14 protein-coding genes are annotated in these 18,372 nt (G+C 39.3%); 13 read left to right on the top strand and 1 reads right to left on the bottom strand.

What is annotated here, in order from left to right; translation table 11 throughout:
* Positions 1-60: 60 nt before the first annotated feature.
* The 4 genes from LKD71_RS08380 to LKD71_RS08395 all read left to right on the top strand — a co-directional run bounded on the left by LKD71_RS08380 (position 61) and on the right by LKD71_RS08395 (position 6,536).
* A complete protein-coding gene (locus LKD71_RS08380; RefSeq protein ID WP_155512691.1) occupies positions 61-225 on the top strand; it encodes a hypothetical protein in 165 nt (54 codons plus the stop codon).
* Between the two features lie 120 nt (positions 226-345).
* Positions 346-1,971: a recombinase family protein gene (locus LKD71_RS08385; protein WP_227615056.1), complete on the top strand. Its 1,626-nt coding sequence runs from the start codon at positions 346-348 to the stop codon at positions 1,969-1,971.
* A 112-nt stretch (positions 1,972-2,083) separates the two neighbouring features.
* Positions 2,084-3,709: a helicase C-terminal domain-containing protein gene (locus tag LKD71_RS08390; protein ID WP_331466411.1), complete on the top strand. Its 1,626-nt coding sequence runs from the start codon at positions 2,084-2,086 to the stop codon at positions 3,707-3,709.
* Between the two features lie 76 nt (positions 3,710-3,785).
* On the top strand, positions 3,786-6,536 hold the full coding sequence (locus LKD71_RS08395; protein ID WP_227615058.1) for a YodL domain-containing protein: 2,751 nt from the start codon (positions 3,786-3,788) through the stop codon (positions 6,534-6,536).
* Between the two features lie 213 nt (positions 6,537-6,749).
* Here the strand turns inward: LKD71_RS08395 and LKD71_RS08400 are convergent, their stop codons facing one another.
* A complete protein-coding gene (locus LKD71_RS08400) occupies positions 6,750-7,958 on the bottom strand; it encodes an IS110 family RNA-guided transposase (RefSeq protein WP_227615059.1) in 1,209 nt (402 codons plus the stop codon).
* A gap of 293 nt (positions 7,959-8,251) precedes the next feature.
* On the opposite strand from LKD71_RS08400, the gene LKD71_RS08405 reads away from it, so the two are divergent.
* From LKD71_RS08405 to LKD71_RS08445, 9 genes are all read left to right on the top strand, one after another.
* Entirely contained in the window at positions 8,252-8,485 is a 234-nt protein-coding gene (locus LKD71_RS08405; RefSeq protein ID WP_227615060.1) for a hypothetical protein, read from the top strand.
* Between the two features lie 104 nt (positions 8,486-8,589).
* Entirely contained in the window at positions 8,590-8,946 is a 357-nt protein-coding gene (locus tag LKD71_RS08410) for a hypothetical protein (RefSeq protein ID WP_227615061.1), read from the top strand.
* Entirely contained in the window at positions 8,946-9,590 is a 645-nt protein-coding gene (locus LKD71_RS08415) for a hypothetical protein (protein ID WP_227615062.1), read from the top strand. The genes LKD71_RS08410 and LKD71_RS08415 overlap by 1 nt, the downstream gene beginning before the upstream one ends.
* A gap of 764 nt (positions 9,591-10,354) precedes the next feature.
* Entirely contained in the window at positions 10,355-11,410 is a 1,056-nt protein-coding gene (locus LKD71_RS08420) for a DUF6076 domain-containing protein (RefSeq protein ID WP_227615063.1), read from the top strand.
* 20 nt (positions 11,411-11,430) lie between these two features.
* Positions 11,431-11,709, top strand: coding sequence for a hypothetical protein (locus tag LKD71_RS08425; protein ID WP_227615064.1), 279 nt, complete (start codon positions 11,431-11,433; stop codon positions 11,707-11,709).
* Between the two features lie 192 nt (positions 11,710-11,901).
* On the top strand, positions 11,902-12,117 hold the full coding sequence (locus LKD71_RS08430) for a helix-turn-helix domain-containing protein (RefSeq protein WP_227615065.1): 216 nt from the start codon (positions 11,902-11,904) through the stop codon (positions 12,115-12,117).
* Positions 12,118-12,348: 231 nt separating this feature from the next.
* Complete coding sequence (locus LKD71_RS08435; RefSeq protein WP_331466418.1) at positions 12,349-13,842, top strand: phosphoadenosine phosphosulfate reductase domain-containing protein; 1,494 nt, start codon at positions 12,349-12,351, stop codon at positions 13,840-13,842.
* A gap of 18 nt (positions 13,843-13,860) precedes the next feature.
* Complete coding sequence (locus LKD71_RS08440) at positions 13,861-14,754, top strand: DUF4007 family protein (protein ID WP_227615067.1); 894 nt, start codon at positions 13,861-13,863, stop codon at positions 14,752-14,754.
* 2 nt (positions 14,755-14,756) lie between these two features.
* Positions 14,757-18,362, top strand: coding sequence for a restriction endonuclease subunit S (locus LKD71_RS08445; protein WP_227615068.1), 3,606 nt, complete (start codon positions 14,757-14,759; stop codon positions 18,360-18,362).
* Positions 18,363-18,372: the final 10 nt, after the last annotated feature.

The raw sequence follows: 18,372 nt of genomic DNA on the forward strand, positions 1-18,372 counted from the left end.
ACAGTTGGTGTGCTGGCAGGGATAATCCTCTGCCAGCATTGGTATTTATGGAGGGATTTTATGCAGAGAAAAGCAGGGAACCGCCGGAGAGAACCCATCCGCTATGTGGTGGAACACGTTTATTCCGGCAAGGAGAGCATGGAAAAGGTACTGACTGCCGTTAGTGAAGAAGCGGCGAAACAGAATGTAAAGGAGAAACTGGAAAATCAGAAAAAGGTGGGATGAGAAAAGATGCAGATTTCACCGGAAAAATAAAATCAGCAGTTGCAGGAGGTGGCAGGAATCGCTATAATAAAGACAGCGTATTTCTGTCACTGGATATTGAAGAAACCACAGGAGGTCAATATGCAGACAACAGAAATCAGAGAAACATGGACAGCACTTTATGCAAGATTATCATTGGATGACGGCAATGTGGGCGAGAGCATGAGCATCCAGAGCCAGAAGGCGATCCTTACAAGAAAAGCAGAAGAACTGGGAATTTATAATTATCGGTTTTATGTAGATGATGGTTATTCCGGTACGAATTTCAACCGTCCGTCCTTTCAACAGATGATAGCGGACATCGAAGCAGGAAAAGTTACCTGTGTGATCACAAAAGACCTTTCGAGATTAGGCAGGAACTATCTGGAGAGCGGTGCTTATATCGAGGTATTTTTCCCAAAACATCAGGTACGGTATATCGCCGTGAATGACGGTGTGGATTCCGCAAACAGCGGTGAGATGGATATTACCCCGTTTAAGAACATTCTTAATGAGTTTTATTCAAGGGATGTTTCTAAAAAGGTGAAGTCAGGTAAGTACATCCGGGCAAGCCAGGGAAAATTCATGGGAACACACGCACCATTCGGGTATCAGAAAGACCCGGAGGATAAAAACCACCTGATTGCTGATGAAGAAACCGCACCAACCGTCCGTTATATTTTCCAGCTTGCACTTCAGGGAATGGGAAACAATAAAATCGGGAAAATCCTTTATGAACAGAAAATCCCAAAGCCGGCATATTATAAACCGGAATATTTTGGAAAGTTTCTGGTAAAAGAAGATGATGCCTATAACTGGAAACAGGAAACCGTTATCCGGATTTTACGCAACCCGCTTTACAAAGGCTATTTCTGGGTGCAGAAATATGATAAGAAGCATTTCAAGCAGGAAACAAGGGGTTATATCCCCATGAGTGAGCGAACCATTATTCCCAGTGACCATGAGGCACTTGTTGATGAACACACATGGGATACGGTGCAGGAAATCCTTGACCGCCATACGAAAGTCAAGCCCTGTACTTCCGGGTATGAGAATAAGTTCCGGGGCATTTTAAAATGTGCCGACTGCGGAAGTACCCTGATGGTGCATACCGATGGCAGGAATAAAGAGAAGCCAGTCATCGAACGGACTTTTTATCAGTGCCGCATCTACCGTGTGAGGGGAACCGGGTTCTGCAGCCAGCACCGCATCAATGCGGACGATCTGGAGAAACTTGTACTTGCGGACATCCAGACCCATGCAAAAAAGGTCATAAAAAACCGGGAGAAATTCATGCGGAAGGTACTGGGGCAGATGGATATGACAGCGGCGAATAACCAGGAAAATATCCAGAAAAAGCTGGAGAAACTGGAGAAAAAGCTCCTCGAATCGGACAGACAGTTCATCAAGCTGTATGAGGATTTTACAAAGCAGCTTGTGTCAGAACAGCAGTTCCGGATGTTGTCCACCCATTTTGAACAGGAAAAGAAAGAAACAACCGAAGAAATTGAAAAACTGAAAACTACGGCTGACAATCTGAAGGACAGCACCTGCAAAGTGGAACAGCTTGCCAATGAAATGGCAGAATGTGCAGAGATCAAAGAGCTGACCACAGCCATAGTAAACCGTCTTATCGAAAAGATTGAGGTATCTGAACCTCAGACCATCGATGGAGAGAAAGTCCAGAATATCCGGATTTTCTACAAGTTCGTTGGAGAAATCAATTAAATTTCCATAATGTACCTATAATTCAAGAGCCATTGAACTTGCACCGGAAGGAACAGGATATCGTGCAAAGTTCAGATTTGCACGGTTTTATAATATTCCGGAACTGATGAATATGTTTAAGGAGATTGCAGATATCAAGACTTCCGATCAGTTGAAGCTTCCTGTGCCGGAAGCAGAATATGAAACAGTGGTGCTGAAACCAACGGAACAGCAGAAAGAAATCGTAGAAAGCCTTGGAGAACGTGCAGAAGTTGTCAGAAATGGTGGGGTAGATGCCTCCGTTGATAATATGCTGAAAATCACCAATGATGGAAGAAAGTTAGCACTGGATCAGCGTTTAGTGAACGAATTATTGCCAGACAATCCAGAAAGCAAAATATCAGTATGTGCAGAGAAAAGCTATGAAATCTGGAAAGATACAGCAGCACAGAAATCAGCACAGTTGATTTTCTGTGATTTGAGTACACCGAAAGGCGATGGCAGTTTTAATGTCTACGACGACCTGAAACGGAAACTGATGGAAAAAGGAGTGCCGGAAAAAGAGATTGCTTTTATTCATGATGCAAATACAGAAGCTAAGAAGACGGAGCTGTTTGGAAAAGTGAAATCCGGACAGGTTCGTTTTTTGATTGGTTCTACAGCAAAGATGGGTGCAGGAACCAATGTGCAGGATCGTCTGATTGCGTTGCATCATCTGGATATTGGCTGGAAACCATCTGACTTGGAACAGAGGGAAGGACGTATTATCCGTCAGGGAAACCATAATAAAAAGGTTCATATCTTCCGGTATGTAACAGAATCCACATTCGACAGTTATATGTGGCAGCTGATTGAGAATAAGCAGAAATTCATTTCTCAGATTATGACCAGTAAAGCACCTGTGCGAAGCTGTGAAGATGTGGATGAAGCGGCACTTTCTTATGCGGAGGTCAAGGCCCTTGCAACTGGAAATCCGGCAGTAAAAGAAAAGATGGCATTGGATGTGGACGTAGCAAAGTTGAAACTTTTAAAAGCGAACCACATGAATAACCAGTACCGCCTGGAGGATGATATTGCAAGGAATTTTCCACAACAGATTGCAAAACTGACGGAGATCATAGACAGCTACAAGGTAGATATCGCTCATTATTCTGAGCATAAAATCATAGATCCAGAGCTGTTTTCTATGGAAATCAGTGGCAAAGTGTTCACAGAAAAGAAAGAGGCAGGTATGGCACTTCTGGCGGTCTGCAAAGACATTAAGTCTGTGGATGCAGCTATGGATATTGGAAGCTATCAGGGATTTAACATGAGAATCCAATTCGACAGTTGGAGCAAAGAGTTTATCCTGTCTGTAAAGCATGAATCGGTAGCTAAAGTTCGATTGGGAGCCGATGCTCTAGGAAATATCACTCGTATCAATAATCTTTTAGAAAGTTATCCGGAGAAACTGGCAGAAGCAGAACAACGGCTGGAAACGGTACAGGAGCAGCTGGCAAATGCCAAAGAGGAAGTCGGGAAGCCATTTCCAAAAGAAGAGGAACTGAACCAAAAACTGGAGCGGCTGTCAGAGTTAAATGCACTTCTCAATATGGATGAACGGGAAGATACAGAAACAGAGCAGTCGGAATCAAAAGAGAAAGAAGAAAGACCGGCACGAGGTTCTATCCATGAGAAACTGCAGATTTATAAAGAAAAGAGTCAGCGGGAAAGTGAAACTGGCAAGGAAACCAGAAAACGGGATTTCGGTCTGGAATAAATAGGAAAGATGGCATAATTTGGTAGAAGAAGGTTCTGTCGGTTATGCCATTTTTTAGAACACAGGAGGAATTTATATGGCAAGAAACAGGATAACGGGCAGAGAAACACAGAAAATGCAGGAATATACGCAGGAACAGATCAGTCAGGCAGAGCGTAGAGGCATAGAATTTCCAACAGATGTAAAAGAACAGCTTTTTGAATATGCGAATCTGATCGGTGAGGAAGAGAAAGTTAGGACTCTGGTAAGAAATCTAGCAGATGCAGTGATCCAGGCAGATAAAGAAGGGGTAGAGGATTTGCTGGATGACGCAAAAATGGATATTCAAGAACTGCCGGATCCAACCATAGGTAAGCTAGAATTACGTGACTATGGATATACAGCAGAAGATATGGTACCGCTTAGAAAAGAAGCAGCTCTTGATTATCACAGAATGGGTTCTAAGATTTATTGCCTTGGAAGTGATGGCAGTAAAGGTGAATATGCGAGTAAAGAAATGATACAGGCGCATGAAGGTCTGTTTGGAATGGAATCGAAGATGTGGGAACGGATAGAGGAGAATGATCTGGATTATGCCGATGAAGATTTTGGAGCATTTCAGGAGCCTATGAGTGTGATCAATCAGGAAGAAGCACTGAAATTATACGATGCCGGAGCAGATATTTATTTGATTACTAATTTTTCATCACCGATCTATGTCACGGAACGCATGGAAATTGAACGAGGACCGGAACATTATCAGATGTCCATGGCAGAACTGGAGCGTTTCCGTAACCTGGAATGGGAAATGCAGAAATATCCACAGATTCAGTCTTTGAAAGAGGCAAACCTGTTGTTAGGAACAAGGCGAACCTTTGGTATTTATCAGATCAAGGACGATTCACCGGGCGAAAACTATGCATTTATGAATATGCGCTTTATTGAAAGTCATGGTATGCAGATAAAAAAAGAAGATTATAAGCTGGTCTATGTTGGCGAATTACTGGGAAATATGTCACTGGATGATATCTTTGAAAGATTCAACATTGACAGAGCGGAAGACTTCCGGGGACATTCCCTGTCAGTCAGTGATATCGTGGTTCTGAATGACGGAGAAAATGTAACCGCTCATTTTGTAGACAGTATCAGTTTTGAACAGCTGGATTCTTTCCTGAATCTGGAAGAGCAGGTTCTTAGTGAACTGGCATATGAGGTGGGAGAACGTTACTTTGCTATTCAGAGGACAGAAGAAGGATATGATTATTCCTTTTATGATGAAGATTTCCGTCTGCTGGATGGTGGAGTCTATGAGAATGATGAAATTTCTATTGAAGAAGCGGCAGAGGAACTTTTGGAAGACGAAGGATGGACTGGAGAACACATCCGTGGGGATTATGATCAGTTGATGGAAAAGGTAGAAGAAATGGATGAGGTTGTAATGGCAGAGATTCAGAAAAGCCAGGGCGAATATAAGCCTTTGGCAAAGGTGGAGGAACTGGAAGAGGCGAATTATAACATGATTGATAACGTCCTCAACAATATGCCACCGAAGAAAGAGCCTTATCTGGAATACTTTGCCACAGAATGCGATGAGTTCCATGACATGGGAGCTTATGAAAAAAGTACCGATGTTAATCAGATAGCTGCAGTCTATGAAAAATATAGGGAGAATCCAGAAACAGCTTATCTGGGATGCTCAATGGGAATTATCTATCGTGATCCGGAAGACAGTTACTATGATGAAGCCGAATTTGCAATCGTTAAAGGAAATACCGTACTTGGAAATCTGATGGATGATGTTCGATTTTATGGAGAACTTGCACTGGTACGGGAAGGAATTGAAAAAATTCATGAAGCATTGCCGGATTATAAGTATGTACCGATGCGGGATGTTCGGGAAGCGATGTATCCAGAGAAGATGACCACAGAACAGCTGGCAGAGGCAATGGATGAGATTGCAGAAGCTTTTGATCCGTATGAGTATCGGGATAATGTTGAGCTGGGAGAAAATACGGTACAGGAAGTAATGTTGGATTTACAAAGTGGTAATATTCATTCCTATATTTCGTATCTGAAGGATATCGTAGATGAAGAATGTGACCAGTCTGTGCGTGCAGGTGTATTGATTGAAAGACTGAAAGCCTATGAACCTGAACTTCCAAAGGATATGGAACCAATGGTGTATGTGAATTATTGTGAGAAAAGTGAGCTGGGGAATCCAAGATGCCAGAAGTTATCTGATTTGGATTCAAGAACCGTAGAACAGGACAAAGCCTGGTATGCTGATCGTGATCCAAGCACCAACGAACCAAAAACGACAGCACAGATGTTTTTCACAGTATATTATGCTGAGAAGGGCGACAAGATGTTGCATCATTTTCAAGGTAAGATAGATATTGGTACCGGAAACGGCGGTATTATCAGTCAGTTAAAGATGCAGAATGAAATGAAATTGACGGATGAAAGCTGGATCAGCTACCAGCAAGGAAAAGGTAATGAAGAGTATCAGAAGTATATGGAAGATCTGACGGATATGCAGAATCATGTACTGCCATATTTGCAGAGCTTTTGCAGTCTGGAAGAAAAAGGTGTGAAGGAGAGACGAGAACAGCAGGTGGTGGAAAGAAATGAGGGGAAAGAAGCTGTGTCAAGAGCTGGTGTTAAAGCAAATACAGCAGTTAAGGACGCAGGGAAAGCTGAAAGAAAGGCAGTAGCACAGAAAAAGGAAATGCCAGGAAAAGAAAAGAAACCGTCAATCCATGAACGCTTGGAAATCAATAAGAGAATCATCCAGGAAAAGCAGGGAAAAGATAAGCCGGAGAGAGGAGCTGATTTGGGTGTAAGATAAACAGCGGATATTAAGCTACTAATGAGGATGTGGGAAGTTGATTCCTACATCCTTTTTAGTGCGTAAAGAACGATTGAATGTTATAATAAAAGCAGCCTGCAAATAAAAAGTCAAGGCTAAATTGAAGAACATTGAAAATTTTATACAGGTTGAAAATTAGGTATCAAAATAAGACCACCACACCAGTGCTGGTTTGAAAATATTAGTGGATAATTAAGATTCAGGAAGAGATGAAAGATATTCTTTCACTCGTCCGTAATAGATTCTTAGAAACTTGTTGGCACCTGCAGTCATATAGACATAATAAGGCTTGCCTTGTGCCCGTTTCTTATCTATGAACTGATACACAGGATCATCCTGTGGGTGTGTTTTTATTAAGACATCCATTACCTGAAATAAAGTCTTTCTAAGATCAGATGAGCCTCGTTTTGAAGTTGGAACACTTTTTTGTTCATAACTTCCCGATTCATTAACACCGGGATCTACACCGGCAAAAGCAGTAATAGCACCTTTATGGGTAAAACGGGAAACATCACCAATCTCAGCCATCAACTGAGATCCGAGTGAAGTTCCAACACCTTTCATAGCCATAACGACAGAATATTCAGGGAGTTTGGATGCAGTTTCATTCATGAGAGTGCGTAGTGACTCAACAGTTGTAGAGGCACTGTTAAGCTGATCCACAGCCTGCTTAATTATAAGCTTTGTAATGGCATCCTTTGGAAGTACAGGAACAAGTTCCTTTGCTTTTCCATAGATTTCCTCAGCTTTGGATTGGCTGAAGTTGTACTTCTTACGTTTGCACCAGTTTTGATAATGGTCGATAAAGGCATTCAGAGACATTTTACGGACACAGTCCACATGCCAGTATGTAGATGCAAAATCAACCCATTTCTGGCTGCCATCACTGCGTGCAGGACTGTCAAAGTAAGTATTAACACCAGGATAGGTTTGGTCAAGGATGCCGATAAGATTATTTTTCATAGCCGTCTTGTGCTTCATGTAAAAGCCGAACTGACGGTTCATGGTTTTGAGCTGATTGCGTAATTCATCCATAACATTATACTGTTTAAGATTTTGCCATTTGTCAAGAGCATATCGGGCAATCTTAACAGCATCCGCTTTATCAGATTTCACTTTACGAAGAGAATCATTATCAAAGTCTTTGATAAGTTTTGGGTTAATGGCACTGACGAAAAGATTTGCCTTTGAAAGCTGATGGGCGAGGACTTCATAATAACGTCCTGTGTGCTCCATCACGATTCGGGACTCCCCTTCAACAGAGTTGATGAGTTCTACAAGTGAATGGATATCACTGGCTGTGTGTTTGATTTCGAAAGGTGCGGAAACAATTTCACCGAAAGGTCGCATGATAGCAACCATACTCTTACCTTTTGAAACATCGATACCTACTGCGTTCATAAATGGTCACTCCTTAAGATTATTGCAATGGATAAATACCAGTTTTACTCATTGCCTATTCAATCTACTGTGGTGTGACGCGAATGCACCTATGGCGATTCAACCTGCATAAAACGAACGTTGCGAATGAGGAGCTGGTTATCAGTCTAATTTACGGACGCGAAGTCCAAGATTGGAAGACGATATACCGATTGCTCCATCATTATACAGCTTAAGCAACAAGATGGATAATTCCTTACTGGCTGTAAGGGATATTAACCATAAATATATTGTAGTAGATTGGAGGAGAATTAATGCTAACCACACTATTAGGAGATATTGAAATATATGTAGATGACAACAAGGTTGAATATATGGAAAAGTATATTAGAGTGTCAGACAAATTATGTCATGACGTAAGTGGGAGATATGCCATTAAAATTGATTTTAATCCAGATGGAAAAATACATACAATCTCTTGTAAAATAAAGGGACATGTTTCATCTAAAAAGGATGGAATAGAACCAGGAGAGCGATTAGAATTCTAAATTGTCAATAGGTATGGAAGGCGAATCAGGATATTATGCGGATGGTATGAATGATGACAAAGCGTTTTGGTAGACGAAAGAAGGGATGAGGAAGTATGTCACAAATGAAAAGAGACAAAGAAATAAGGCCAACAAAGCTTGGCAAAAGAAAAAGATTAAGTTTACGTTCAAGAACACAAAATAAAGGAAATGCTTGTAACATATTGATTGTTACTGAAAAAGGAGAAGAATTAACATATAGAATAGCTCGTAGGCGTAGAATATATAAAATAGATAAAAAGAGTGAAGTACCCTATACACATATAAAAATTGCAAGTAGTCTAAAAGTTAATTCTAGAATTAAGTTATATGGTAAAAACGGAGTAGTTAATGGCATTATTAAAAGAATAACCTTTTTAGATCCATCAACAGATGTTGAACCAGGAGATACCCCGCCAATTAAAAGACCAGGAGGACACTAATGTTAGAATTCATAACAGATATCTTACAAATATTAAATAATTACATTACGTACATATATCCAGGGTTAATCTCTATATTTGTTTATAAATATTTAGAAGGGAAAAAAGTTGAAGAGAATAGTATTATAGTAATTAAAAGTATTGCTATAAGTTATCTCTATATGGTGTTTTTGCAAAAAGTAATTCAATTTAATTTGAATATTCCTAAGCTAACAAAAATATTACCACATGTAATTCTGTTGATTGCTTCTGTTATATTGCCAATCATATTATATAAGATTGTTAATGTGAAGTGGTTTGAAAAAATACAAAAATGGTTAAAAATTTCAACACGAAGAAGTTCGAACCCGACAGAAATTGCTCTTTCAAAAGAAAAATCCCCTTGGGTATGTGTATATATGGACGAGCTAGGAATAATGTATGAGGGCTATATTAGAAATTATGTAAAAGATGTGGATCGAATGACATATTTAATGTTAAGTCAATACAAAATAAGTAAATTAAAAGGGAATACTAACGAATATGAACAGACATATCCTGCGATTATTCAAGGAACAGAATCAGATGTAAGTAAAAAAGATTGGGTTATTCTATATTTTGAACACATTACACGTATAGAAATAGTTTATGAAAATGAACACTAAGCAAAAGATAAGTATTAGATATGTTTGAAATCGGTATTTCACATGGAGAACACAGATTGCCATAATTTGTTGAGGAATTTGCGAAGTCTCCGTAGAGGTGATTTCGCTTTTGAGTTTGTGATATCTTACTTTACTATAAAACTTATCGAAACGGAGCGGGGCAACAAATTAGACTGGAAAAAATATTTTTTATTATTATAGATTGTGTGGAAAAATCCGGTTTTACAAATAAAATAGTTATCAGCTTTTTAGGCTTTGTAGAGCGAAAGATTTTGATATGATTCTATATTGCAGTATTATAAATATTTTTACGGAAGATAGCGTATACATGATTATATCCCAATGAATAGGAAGAGTGATTCGGAAGACCTTTGTTTGACAATCAGATAGAAAGGACCGCCACTACTGCCATAGTGACGGCCGTTGCATAGTTATATATGTCGCTTTGAGAGAAGGCCAGTTTACTGGCTTTCTTTTTTTATATAATATGGCAGGCAATATGAAGCAATTAACGTTTGCAAAATAATGGGTTAATTAAGTTATACAGAAAATATTTGAATTATCATTTTTTTGCTTTGGTTTCAGCAATTGTAAAATATAAATTATAATGGAATTTTGATTGCTGATCGAAATGCACACAAAACATTGATGATACAAGCAAAATAAGATATTATGTGATTGAAATTCAGCAATACTTTGTTTGTAAAATCAACGGTAGAGGGTCAGGGCTTGATCGTTTGGTACAGTTAAGGAGGGACATTACTATGAAAAATATAGGATTATCTATTGAGTATAGTGAAGGTAAGAGTACCATTTTAAATATTCCTGACACTAAGATATATACAGCGGGTGAAATTTTGTGTGATCTTATGGCGGGAAATTCATTATATATCCTGTTGAGAAAAGTAAGAGTTTATCCATTCTGCTTCCCAGACGGTGACGATCCGATTACACCAGATAATGTAGACTTTGGAGAGCAGTTTGTTGTAAGAGGACTCTTGGGCGATTTCGATGAGGACCCTGTTGCAGCACAGCTATCAGCAAGCCTTTTTTACAGAACGATAGAAAGACACAGAAGTCTTATCGGAAGGAGCCAGAAAGAACTGGATGATTATATTTCTGAAAGAAATGCAGAGATAGCAGCAGATGTAAGATGGGATTATATCGGTGAAGGACTTCAACTTCGTAATATGCATGGATTCCTGATGACATGTTATGCGGAGTATTTGGTGGACGTCATAGATAGCATAAATTTTTTTGAATCTTTGGCTGCGGTCATGTCTGGAACCGAAACTGAATTTGACAAAGAACAGGTTAAGTGGTTGAACGAACTTCTTTCAAAGCAGGAATCTATCAAAGGTGTGGAGACAACTATTAGGTATGATGCTAAGAAAGATTCATATGGCTTGGTATACAATTTTAATAGTTTACTTGCTCTGGTGGTATTTGAGTATATCCAGATGAAAAACAATGGTGTAAGGCTTATGAAGTGTCAAAATCCTGATTGTGGGAGATATTTTATAGCAAAGAGAAAAACCGCCATGTATTGTTCATATCCAGCACCGCAGGATGAGAAGCGTAGCTGCAAGAAGGTATATCCGCAAATAACCAGTCAGCGAAGACGCAATGGAGATGCGGCAAGGAAAGCATACCGCAATACACAGTCAAAACTTATTCATCGGAGAACCGCAAATCCGGATATTGAGAAATACAGACAGAATGTGGATGATCTTCAAAAAAAGTATAAAGAAAAAAAGGAAGCTGTAGATAATGGGACGATGTCTCTTAAGGAATTTAAGGACTGGCTTAATTCATATTAGTGTTAGAGAGGATGAGTAATATGATGAATTTGAATGGATTAACAAAGATTTTTACGGGTAACGGAGGAACAATCAGATTTGCAATTGCAGGTGTGACTATACTTGGTATTGTAGGGACTGTTGTGGAACATAATTATGGAGTCTCAGGAGGATCTGGTAATGGCAGATTTTTCTCGTTTCATCCATTAGGTGCTGTTAACACAAGACAACCGGCACCTTGTATCGTGGATGAAGGACGGAATGTGATAGATGGGTCGGTAGAAAGCAAAGAAAATAAAATTGCTGAGAAGAACGTATGATGCTTGTTGTACGGAAGAAGCTCAAATGAATCACTTTCTGACATATATAATATAAATTTGTAGCTCTTATAAAAAAACTCACTCAAACGTGTGAAAAATAAGTTCAAAGTGCGAAAAAACGTGTTATACTGTTGAATATGAAGATGCAGATAATTAATTTACAATACTCAACAATTGAGAGTGAGGTTATTTATGGCAATTTCTTATAAACGATTATTCAAACTAATGATTGATCGAGATATAAAGAAAAAAGATTTAAAACAGAGCACCGGACTCAGCTATACAACGATTTCCAAACTTGAAAAAGGAGAAAATGTTACAGCCGATGTACTGGATAAGATATGTTGTCAGTTGGAATGTCAGTTAAATGATATTGCTGAGATTATACCGGATAAAGAGGAGCATTAATAGATGTGGTGCAAATTTTGCAATATAGAGACAAATGAAGAAACATGCCCGGTTTGCGGAAAACCCACATCGGAAGACATTCCTATTGAAATCTATTGGTGTGATTCTTGTAAGGTACCTGTCATTAAGCAGACGACGGATAATCACAAGGAGGATTGTCCTTGTTGTGGAAGAAAAATGAAGTATCTTGCAAAGGATATCAGACCGGTATTTCCGGAGGAACGCCTTTTGATGGAACTTCTTCTGAAAAAAGAACCAAATACATATGCGAAATCTTCTGTTTGGGCATCAACAGGTAGCAGATATTATATTGATGGAAAAGCAAAGAATATTCCCGGTAAAGTCTATACTGAAACTGATACTGAAAAAATTGCAGAAGATATCGCTAGATATAAAGAAACAAATACATATGAATATTTCAATATATATGCTGAAAGGTTTGTAGAAGCCAATAGAGACAGGCTGAATTACCTTATTGATGAAGCAACAGAGTTTGTCAGGGAGACAGCAGCAAAGTATAAAGAAGAAAACCGTATCATTTCTTTTTCGGGAGGTAAGGATTCTACCGTTACAGCAGATGTTGTAACAAAGGCTTTGAGTGACCCAAGCCTTGTACATATTTTTGGAAATACTACACTTGAGTTTCCTACTACTTTGGAATATGCAAAGCGTTTCCGCGAGAATCATCCGCACGCAATATTCCAGATTGCTAAGAATAATGAACAAGAATTTTTAAGCATGGCGAAAGAAATCGGCCCTCCAGCACGTATGATGAGATGGTGCTGCAGCATGTTTAAGACGGGACCGATTACTAGAGTTTTAAATAGCATGTACAGAAATCAGCAGGTTCTGACTTTTTATGGAATCCGCAAATCAGAATCTGTATCAAGAAGTAAATACAATCGTGTAGAGGACAGTTCGGAATCTGTAAAGATCAATAAACAGACGGTAGCAGCTCCGATTTTCTTCTGGCTGGATGCGGATATCTGGCTGTATATCCTAGCTGAAAAGATAGATTTTAATGATGCTTATCGTCTGGGATATGAAAGAGTTGGATGTTGGTTATGTCCCAATAACAACACAAGAGATGTTTTTCTTGCCAATGTTTATATGCCTGAACGTGCAAAGGAATGGAGAGAATTCTTAATTGAATTCGCCAAAAATATTGGTAAACCGGACCCTGAAGAGTATATTGATTCCGGTGCATGGAAAGCACGGCAGGGGGGAAATGGTTTACCAGCAGCGCAGGATGTAAAGATTAAATTTACGAACTGTACGACGGAGGAACATGCAAAGATATATAAGCTCTCAAGGCCATTTGATGATGAATTGGTAGGTATGTTTGTTCCTTTTGGAAAACTGGCTCCTGAGTTGGGGAGAAAACTGCTCAATGAGACTATTGTTGTGGAACCAAGAACGAATGTCCCTATCATGTCAATCCAGCCATTTAAAGAAAATGATTTTGAATATGCTGTGAAGATCCGTACGATGAATGTTGCGGATCATGAGGCATTACAGAGAAAAGCTGGATATCAGGTGAGAAAATTCAATGCTTGCCATAAATGCCTGAAGTGTGAATCCGTATGTAAATCGGGTGCTATTTCTATTATGGGTGATTACTACTATATAAATCCTGATAAGTGTGTTCACTGTGGAATGTGTGTGAATCAGAAGATTTTACGTGGTGGATGTATGATGGATAAATACCTTAGAACAAAAGACTAGGAGTGGAAATACAAAAAGATGACTATGAAATTTCGAGCTCATGAAACATTCTTTATTCGAAAAGGATGGATCAGCAAGGGCATGAAAGCAATACATAATGATCCAAATGCTTTTATATCAAAAGAACGAAACCCAATGGATACTCTTGGTATTGGGTCTAATATGGTAAAATCCATGCGCTTTTGGATGCAGGCAGTTGGTATTACAGAAGAACCAAGCAGGGGAAGAAGAAGCCAGACATTTACACCGCTTGGAGAAAAGATTTATCAGCATGACAGATATATTGAAGAAATTGGAACACTATATCTTCTTCAGTACCGTCTTGCCTCACAGGATGAACTGGCTACAGCCTGGTATTATTTTTTCAATGTATTTAATATTACAGAATTTACAAAAGAGGATTTTGTTGGTGCATTAAACGGGTATGCGATTGATGGTGGTGAGGAGGCAGCACTTCGTTCTTTAACAGATGACTTTAACTGCATTATTGGTACCTATGTTCCAAGATATAAGACAAACCCGGGTAAAGTTTCCGCGGAAAATAACATCGATTGTCCGCTGGGAGAACTGGGATTGGTTGATATCGTGGATAAGGCAAAGAAAATTTACAGAAAGGTAACCCCTTCCGCAGAAAGTATCGATCCCTGGGTGGCACTTGCTGTGATCATGGATCAGGCAGGGGAGGCTACGGAAGTAGGACTAAATGAGTTACTGACAGGTGTGAAGAATATTGGAAAGGTCTTCAACCTTGATGTTATCACTATGATTGATGTGCTCCATGAAGCAGAGAAAACCGGTGCAATCAAGATTATTCGTACAGCAGGTTTGGATATTATCCGTATTGAGCACAGATATACGTTTGAAGAATGTGTCGACAAATTTTATGAATCGATAGAAAGAAACAGGAGATAAATATGGCAGATATGATTTCAGTGGCAACTGGATTCCAGAGTTCCGTCAATATCGCATATGATATCAATGACGAAGCAAAACTGAAAAATTATATTCCAACAAAATCTGCATTAAAGCTTCTTGAAGATATCCTTCTCAGTACGGGAAAGGAGTCTACTGACAGAGCAAGGATTTTGATTGGTGCATATGGAAAAGGCAAGAGTCATATTGTACTCATGATCTTGTCTATCCTTATGAAAAAAGATATTACACTTTTTGAAAAGCTGATTCCGGTAATTGAAAAAGAAAAACCAGAGTTGTATCAGCTGATCAAGAATTATTATGCCGGCAAAGGGAAAATTCTTCCAGTTGTGATTTCTGGAAGCAGCAACTCCCTTGCACAGGCTTTTCTTCTCGCGCTTCAGCGCACCCTTGCGGAAAATGAACTGAACGATATTATGCCGGAGACAAATTATCAGGCGGCGGTTAATACGATTCAGCGATGGAAAGGTGATTTTCCAGATACATATGAGCAGTTTAAAGGATTGCTTACGGATGATGTTGAAGAATTCGTAGGGCGTCTTACTGATTTTGATCCTTCCGCATATGAAGAATTTGAAAAACTGTATCCCTCACTTACTGCAGGAAGCTCTTTCAATCCTTTTATTGGATTCGATGTTGCTGATCTGTATGAGGAAGTTGTGAAAGCCCTGAAACCGAAAGGATATTCAGGAATTTATGCCATTTACGATGAATTCAGTAAATATCTTGAGAATCATATTGCTGATGCAACTAAAAGTGATACAAAGATGCTTCAGGACTTTGCTGAAAAGTGTGGAAGAAGTGCAGATAATCAGCTTCATCTGATGCTGATCTCGCACAAAGAGATTACCAGTTATATTGACCGTGCGTCAAAAGCGATGGTTGATGGATGGAGAGGTGTGTCTGAGAGATTTCGTCACGTCTATCTGAACAATAACTTCACGCAGACCTATGAGATCATTGCTGCAGCAATAGAAAAGGATCAGGAACAGTGGTCTGCATTTGTTGGTGAACATGATACGGAGTTTCAGGGAATGAAGTATCTGTATAGTGGACATCCATTGTTTTCGGATACATATGAGGAAGGTATTGACCGTGTGATCTATGATTGTTATCCACTTCATCCGGTATCAACCTTTATCCTTCCAAGATTGTCAGAAAGAGTGGCACAGAATGAACGTACACTGTTTACGTTTATTTCTGCGACCGGAGAGTCTACACTATCTGCGTTTTTGAAGAAAAATGCAGATAATGCGTTTGAACTGGCAACCCCGGATCTTATTTATGATTATTTTGAACCACTTCTCAAACAGGAAGTGTATTCTGGGAACCTTCATAAGTATTACATCCTTACATCTTCTATTCTTAGAAAAATCGATGAGAATAGCCTGGATGCAAAGATTGTCAAAACAATCTCGTTGATCTATATTCTTGAGCAGTTTGAGAAACTTCGTCCAACAGTGGATGAACTGAATGGAATTTTTGCTGCATATGGAGCGGATGCTGTTAATGAGGCGGTAAAACGTCTTGTAGAAGATAAATATGTTGTTTATCTGAAGAGAAGTAATAGTTATCTGCGTTTAAAAGAGACTTCAGGTGTGGATATCCGTGCTCAAATTTCAAATATTGTGGAAAAGCGGGCATCAAAACTGGATATAAAAGCAGTCCTTAATGAGTCAAACTTTGATCATTATCTCTACCCGTCAAGATACAATGACGAAAAAGAGATGACCAGATACTTTGATTTCAGATTCATCGACAGTTCTGAAGTTAGTGAAGATACAAACTGGGCGATTAAACGAGAGAATATTCAGGCGGATGGGGTTGTTTTTGCCATCATTCCTGAAAAAGACGAGGAGATTGAGGGATTAAGAGCGATTCTTAAGAAATCCACGGCAGGATGTGTTGATTGTGTATTTGTTATTCCAAATAGATATCAGGATATCCGTTCAGCAGTGTCTGAATTTGATGCGGTGCAGATTCTTATGCAGACAGTGGATGATGACCCAGTACTGTTTGAGGATTATGAAGTTGTTTATGAAGACCTTAGAGATGTCCTTAGGGCATTTATCGAAGTATATACAAGACCGGAAAGACGAGGAGCAACATATTTTTATAACGGAAGTTTACAGCCTATAGCTAGAAAATCAGACCTGACAAGCTTGCTTTCAACGATTTGTTCTGAACTTTACGGCCTGACACCGGTTATCAATAACGAGGTAATTAACAAGGAAGAACCTACTACGGTCGCTACAAACAGCCGTAATAAATTGATCGCAGGGCTGCTTAGGACTGAATTAGAACCTAACCTTGGTCTTAGTGGAAGTGGACAGGACGTATCCATCATGCGAAGCACAGTGCTTAATACAGGTATAGTTGTTGAGCAGGATGGTGTAGTAAGACTCAATCTCCAACCAGAAGATGAACTGCTTGCTGGAATGCTGGCTGTTATTGAATCTTTTGTGATCAATGCAAGAAAAAATGACGGGGCATGTTTTGCAGATCTTTATAAAGAATTGACATCTGCAGAGCAGCATATCGGCTTAAGAAAAGGTTTGATTCCTATTTATCTGTCTGTAGTATTGCACGAATACAAGAAAGAAATTGTTATTTGTGACAGATATGGTCAGATTACGATGAATGCTGATGCGATTGAACAGATTAATGCCGAACCGGGATTGTTTACACTTTCTTATATTGATTGGAATCCTGAAAAGGAAGAATATATTGCTGCTCTTGAGGAAGCATTCAGTGAATATGCGATTGAAGACAGAACGACGGCTCCGTATGAATATGTCATGATTGCTATGAAGCGTTGGTATATGGAACTTCCGAAGTATGCTAAGAACGCAAAATCCGTTGCTGGCAAAAAAGTTGCGAAAGAGTACAAGTTGTTCTTACAGGAAATGCGCAAGAATGTAGGAAGTTATAATCTAATCTTTAATGCCATTCCTAAAATTTATGGTGCAGAAACGGTAAACAGGGAACTTGCTGAGAAAGTAAGAATGACTAAGAATTATTTCGATGGTGCACTTGAGTGTCTGAAGAATGAGCTTTCAGAGAAGATGCGGAATATGTTCTGTACACTTGACACCGCAGCATGTGAAAAGATGTCTCTGCCGTCCATTATTCGTGACTGGTGTGAAAAATTAGATCAGGCAGCTTTTGAGCAGCTGTTTACTGATGGGACCGATCGTTGTTTAGCGCTTTTCAGAGATGTAACGAACGACGAAGATGCGTTTATTGCAAAAGCAGCTAAGATGGCAACAGACCTTCGTTTAGAAGACTGGGATGAAGATGTTATCAGTATGTTTAGCGGAAACATGGAGCAGTACCGCAATACTGCTGAAAGTTTCCATCGTACTGAAGAAACCGTATCAGCTGCAGAGATTACAGAAGACTATGAACTGACATATAAAGACGAAAATGGCAAGGCGGTTACTAAGCGTTTTGCTAAGGTTGAAGAAAGCAGAAGAGGAAAACTTCTTTACAATGCAATCATCTCTCAGCTTGATTCTATGGGGCAGGCGATTCCAGAACAGGAAAAACGTCAGATTCTTATGGAAGTATTAAAAGAGATGTGTTGAAAGGAGCTGT

Source organism: Fusicatenibacter faecihominis (assembly GCF_020686945.1).
In the GTDB taxonomy this organism is placed as follows: domain Bacteria; phylum Bacillota; class Clostridia; order Lachnospirales; family Lachnospiraceae; genus Limivivens; species Limivivens faecihominis.

What these genes read in the sequence shown, in the direction of transcription:
- LKD71_RS08430 (WP_227615065.1), top strand. Translation starts at nt 11,902, where the DNA reads ATGGCAATTTCTTATAAACGATTATTCAAACTAATGATTGATCGAGAT.
- LKD71_RS08420 (WP_227615063.1), top strand. Translation starts at nt 10,355, where the DNA reads ATGAAAAATATAGGATTATCTATTGAGTATAGTGAAGGTAAGAGTACC.
- LKD71_RS08385 (WP_227615056.1), top strand. Translation starts at nt 346, where the DNA reads ATGCAGACAACAGAAATCAGAGAAACATGGACAGCACTTTATGCAAGA.
- LKD71_RS08415 (WP_227615062.1), top strand. Translation starts at nt 8,946, where the DNA reads ATGTTAGAATTCATAACAGATATCTTACAAATATTAAATAATTACATT.
- LKD71_RS08440 (WP_227615067.1), top strand. Translation starts at nt 13,861, where the DNA reads ATGACTATGAAATTTCGAGCTCATGAAACATTCTTTATTCGAAAAGGA.
- LKD71_RS08445 (WP_227615068.1), top strand. Translation starts at nt 14,757, where the DNA reads ATGGCAGATATGATTTCAGTGGCAACTGGATTCCAGAGTTCCGTCAAT.
- LKD71_RS08405 (WP_227615060.1), top strand. Translation starts at nt 8,252, where the DNA reads ATGCTAACCACACTATTAGGAGATATTGAAATATATGTAGATGACAAC.
- LKD71_RS08410 (WP_227615061.1), top strand. Translation starts at nt 8,590, where the DNA reads ATGAAAAGAGACAAAGAAATAAGGCCAACAAAGCTTGGCAAAAGAAAA.
- LKD71_RS08425 (WP_227615064.1), top strand. Translation starts at nt 11,431, where the DNA reads ATGATGAATTTGAATGGATTAACAAAGATTTTTACGGGTAACGGAGGA.
- LKD71_RS08390 (WP_331466411.1), top strand. Translation starts at nt 2,084, where the DNA reads ATGTTTAAGGAGATTGCAGATATCAAGACTTCCGATCAGTTGAAGCTT.
- LKD71_RS08435 (WP_331466418.1), top strand. Translation starts at nt 12,349, where the DNA reads ATGGAACTTCTTCTGAAAAAAGAACCAAATACATATGCGAAATCTTCT.
- LKD71_RS08395 (WP_227615058.1), top strand. Translation starts at nt 3,786, where the DNA reads ATGGCAAGAAACAGGATAACGGGCAGAGAAACACAGAAAATGCAGGAA.
- LKD71_RS08400 (WP_227615059.1), bottom strand. Translation starts at nt 7,958, where the DNA reads ATGAACGCAGTAGGTATCGATGTTTCAAAAGGTAAGAGTATGGTTGCT.
- LKD71_RS08380 (WP_155512691.1), top strand. Translation starts at nt 61, where the DNA reads ATGCAGAGAAAAGCAGGGAACCGCCGGAGAGAACCCATCCGCTATGTG.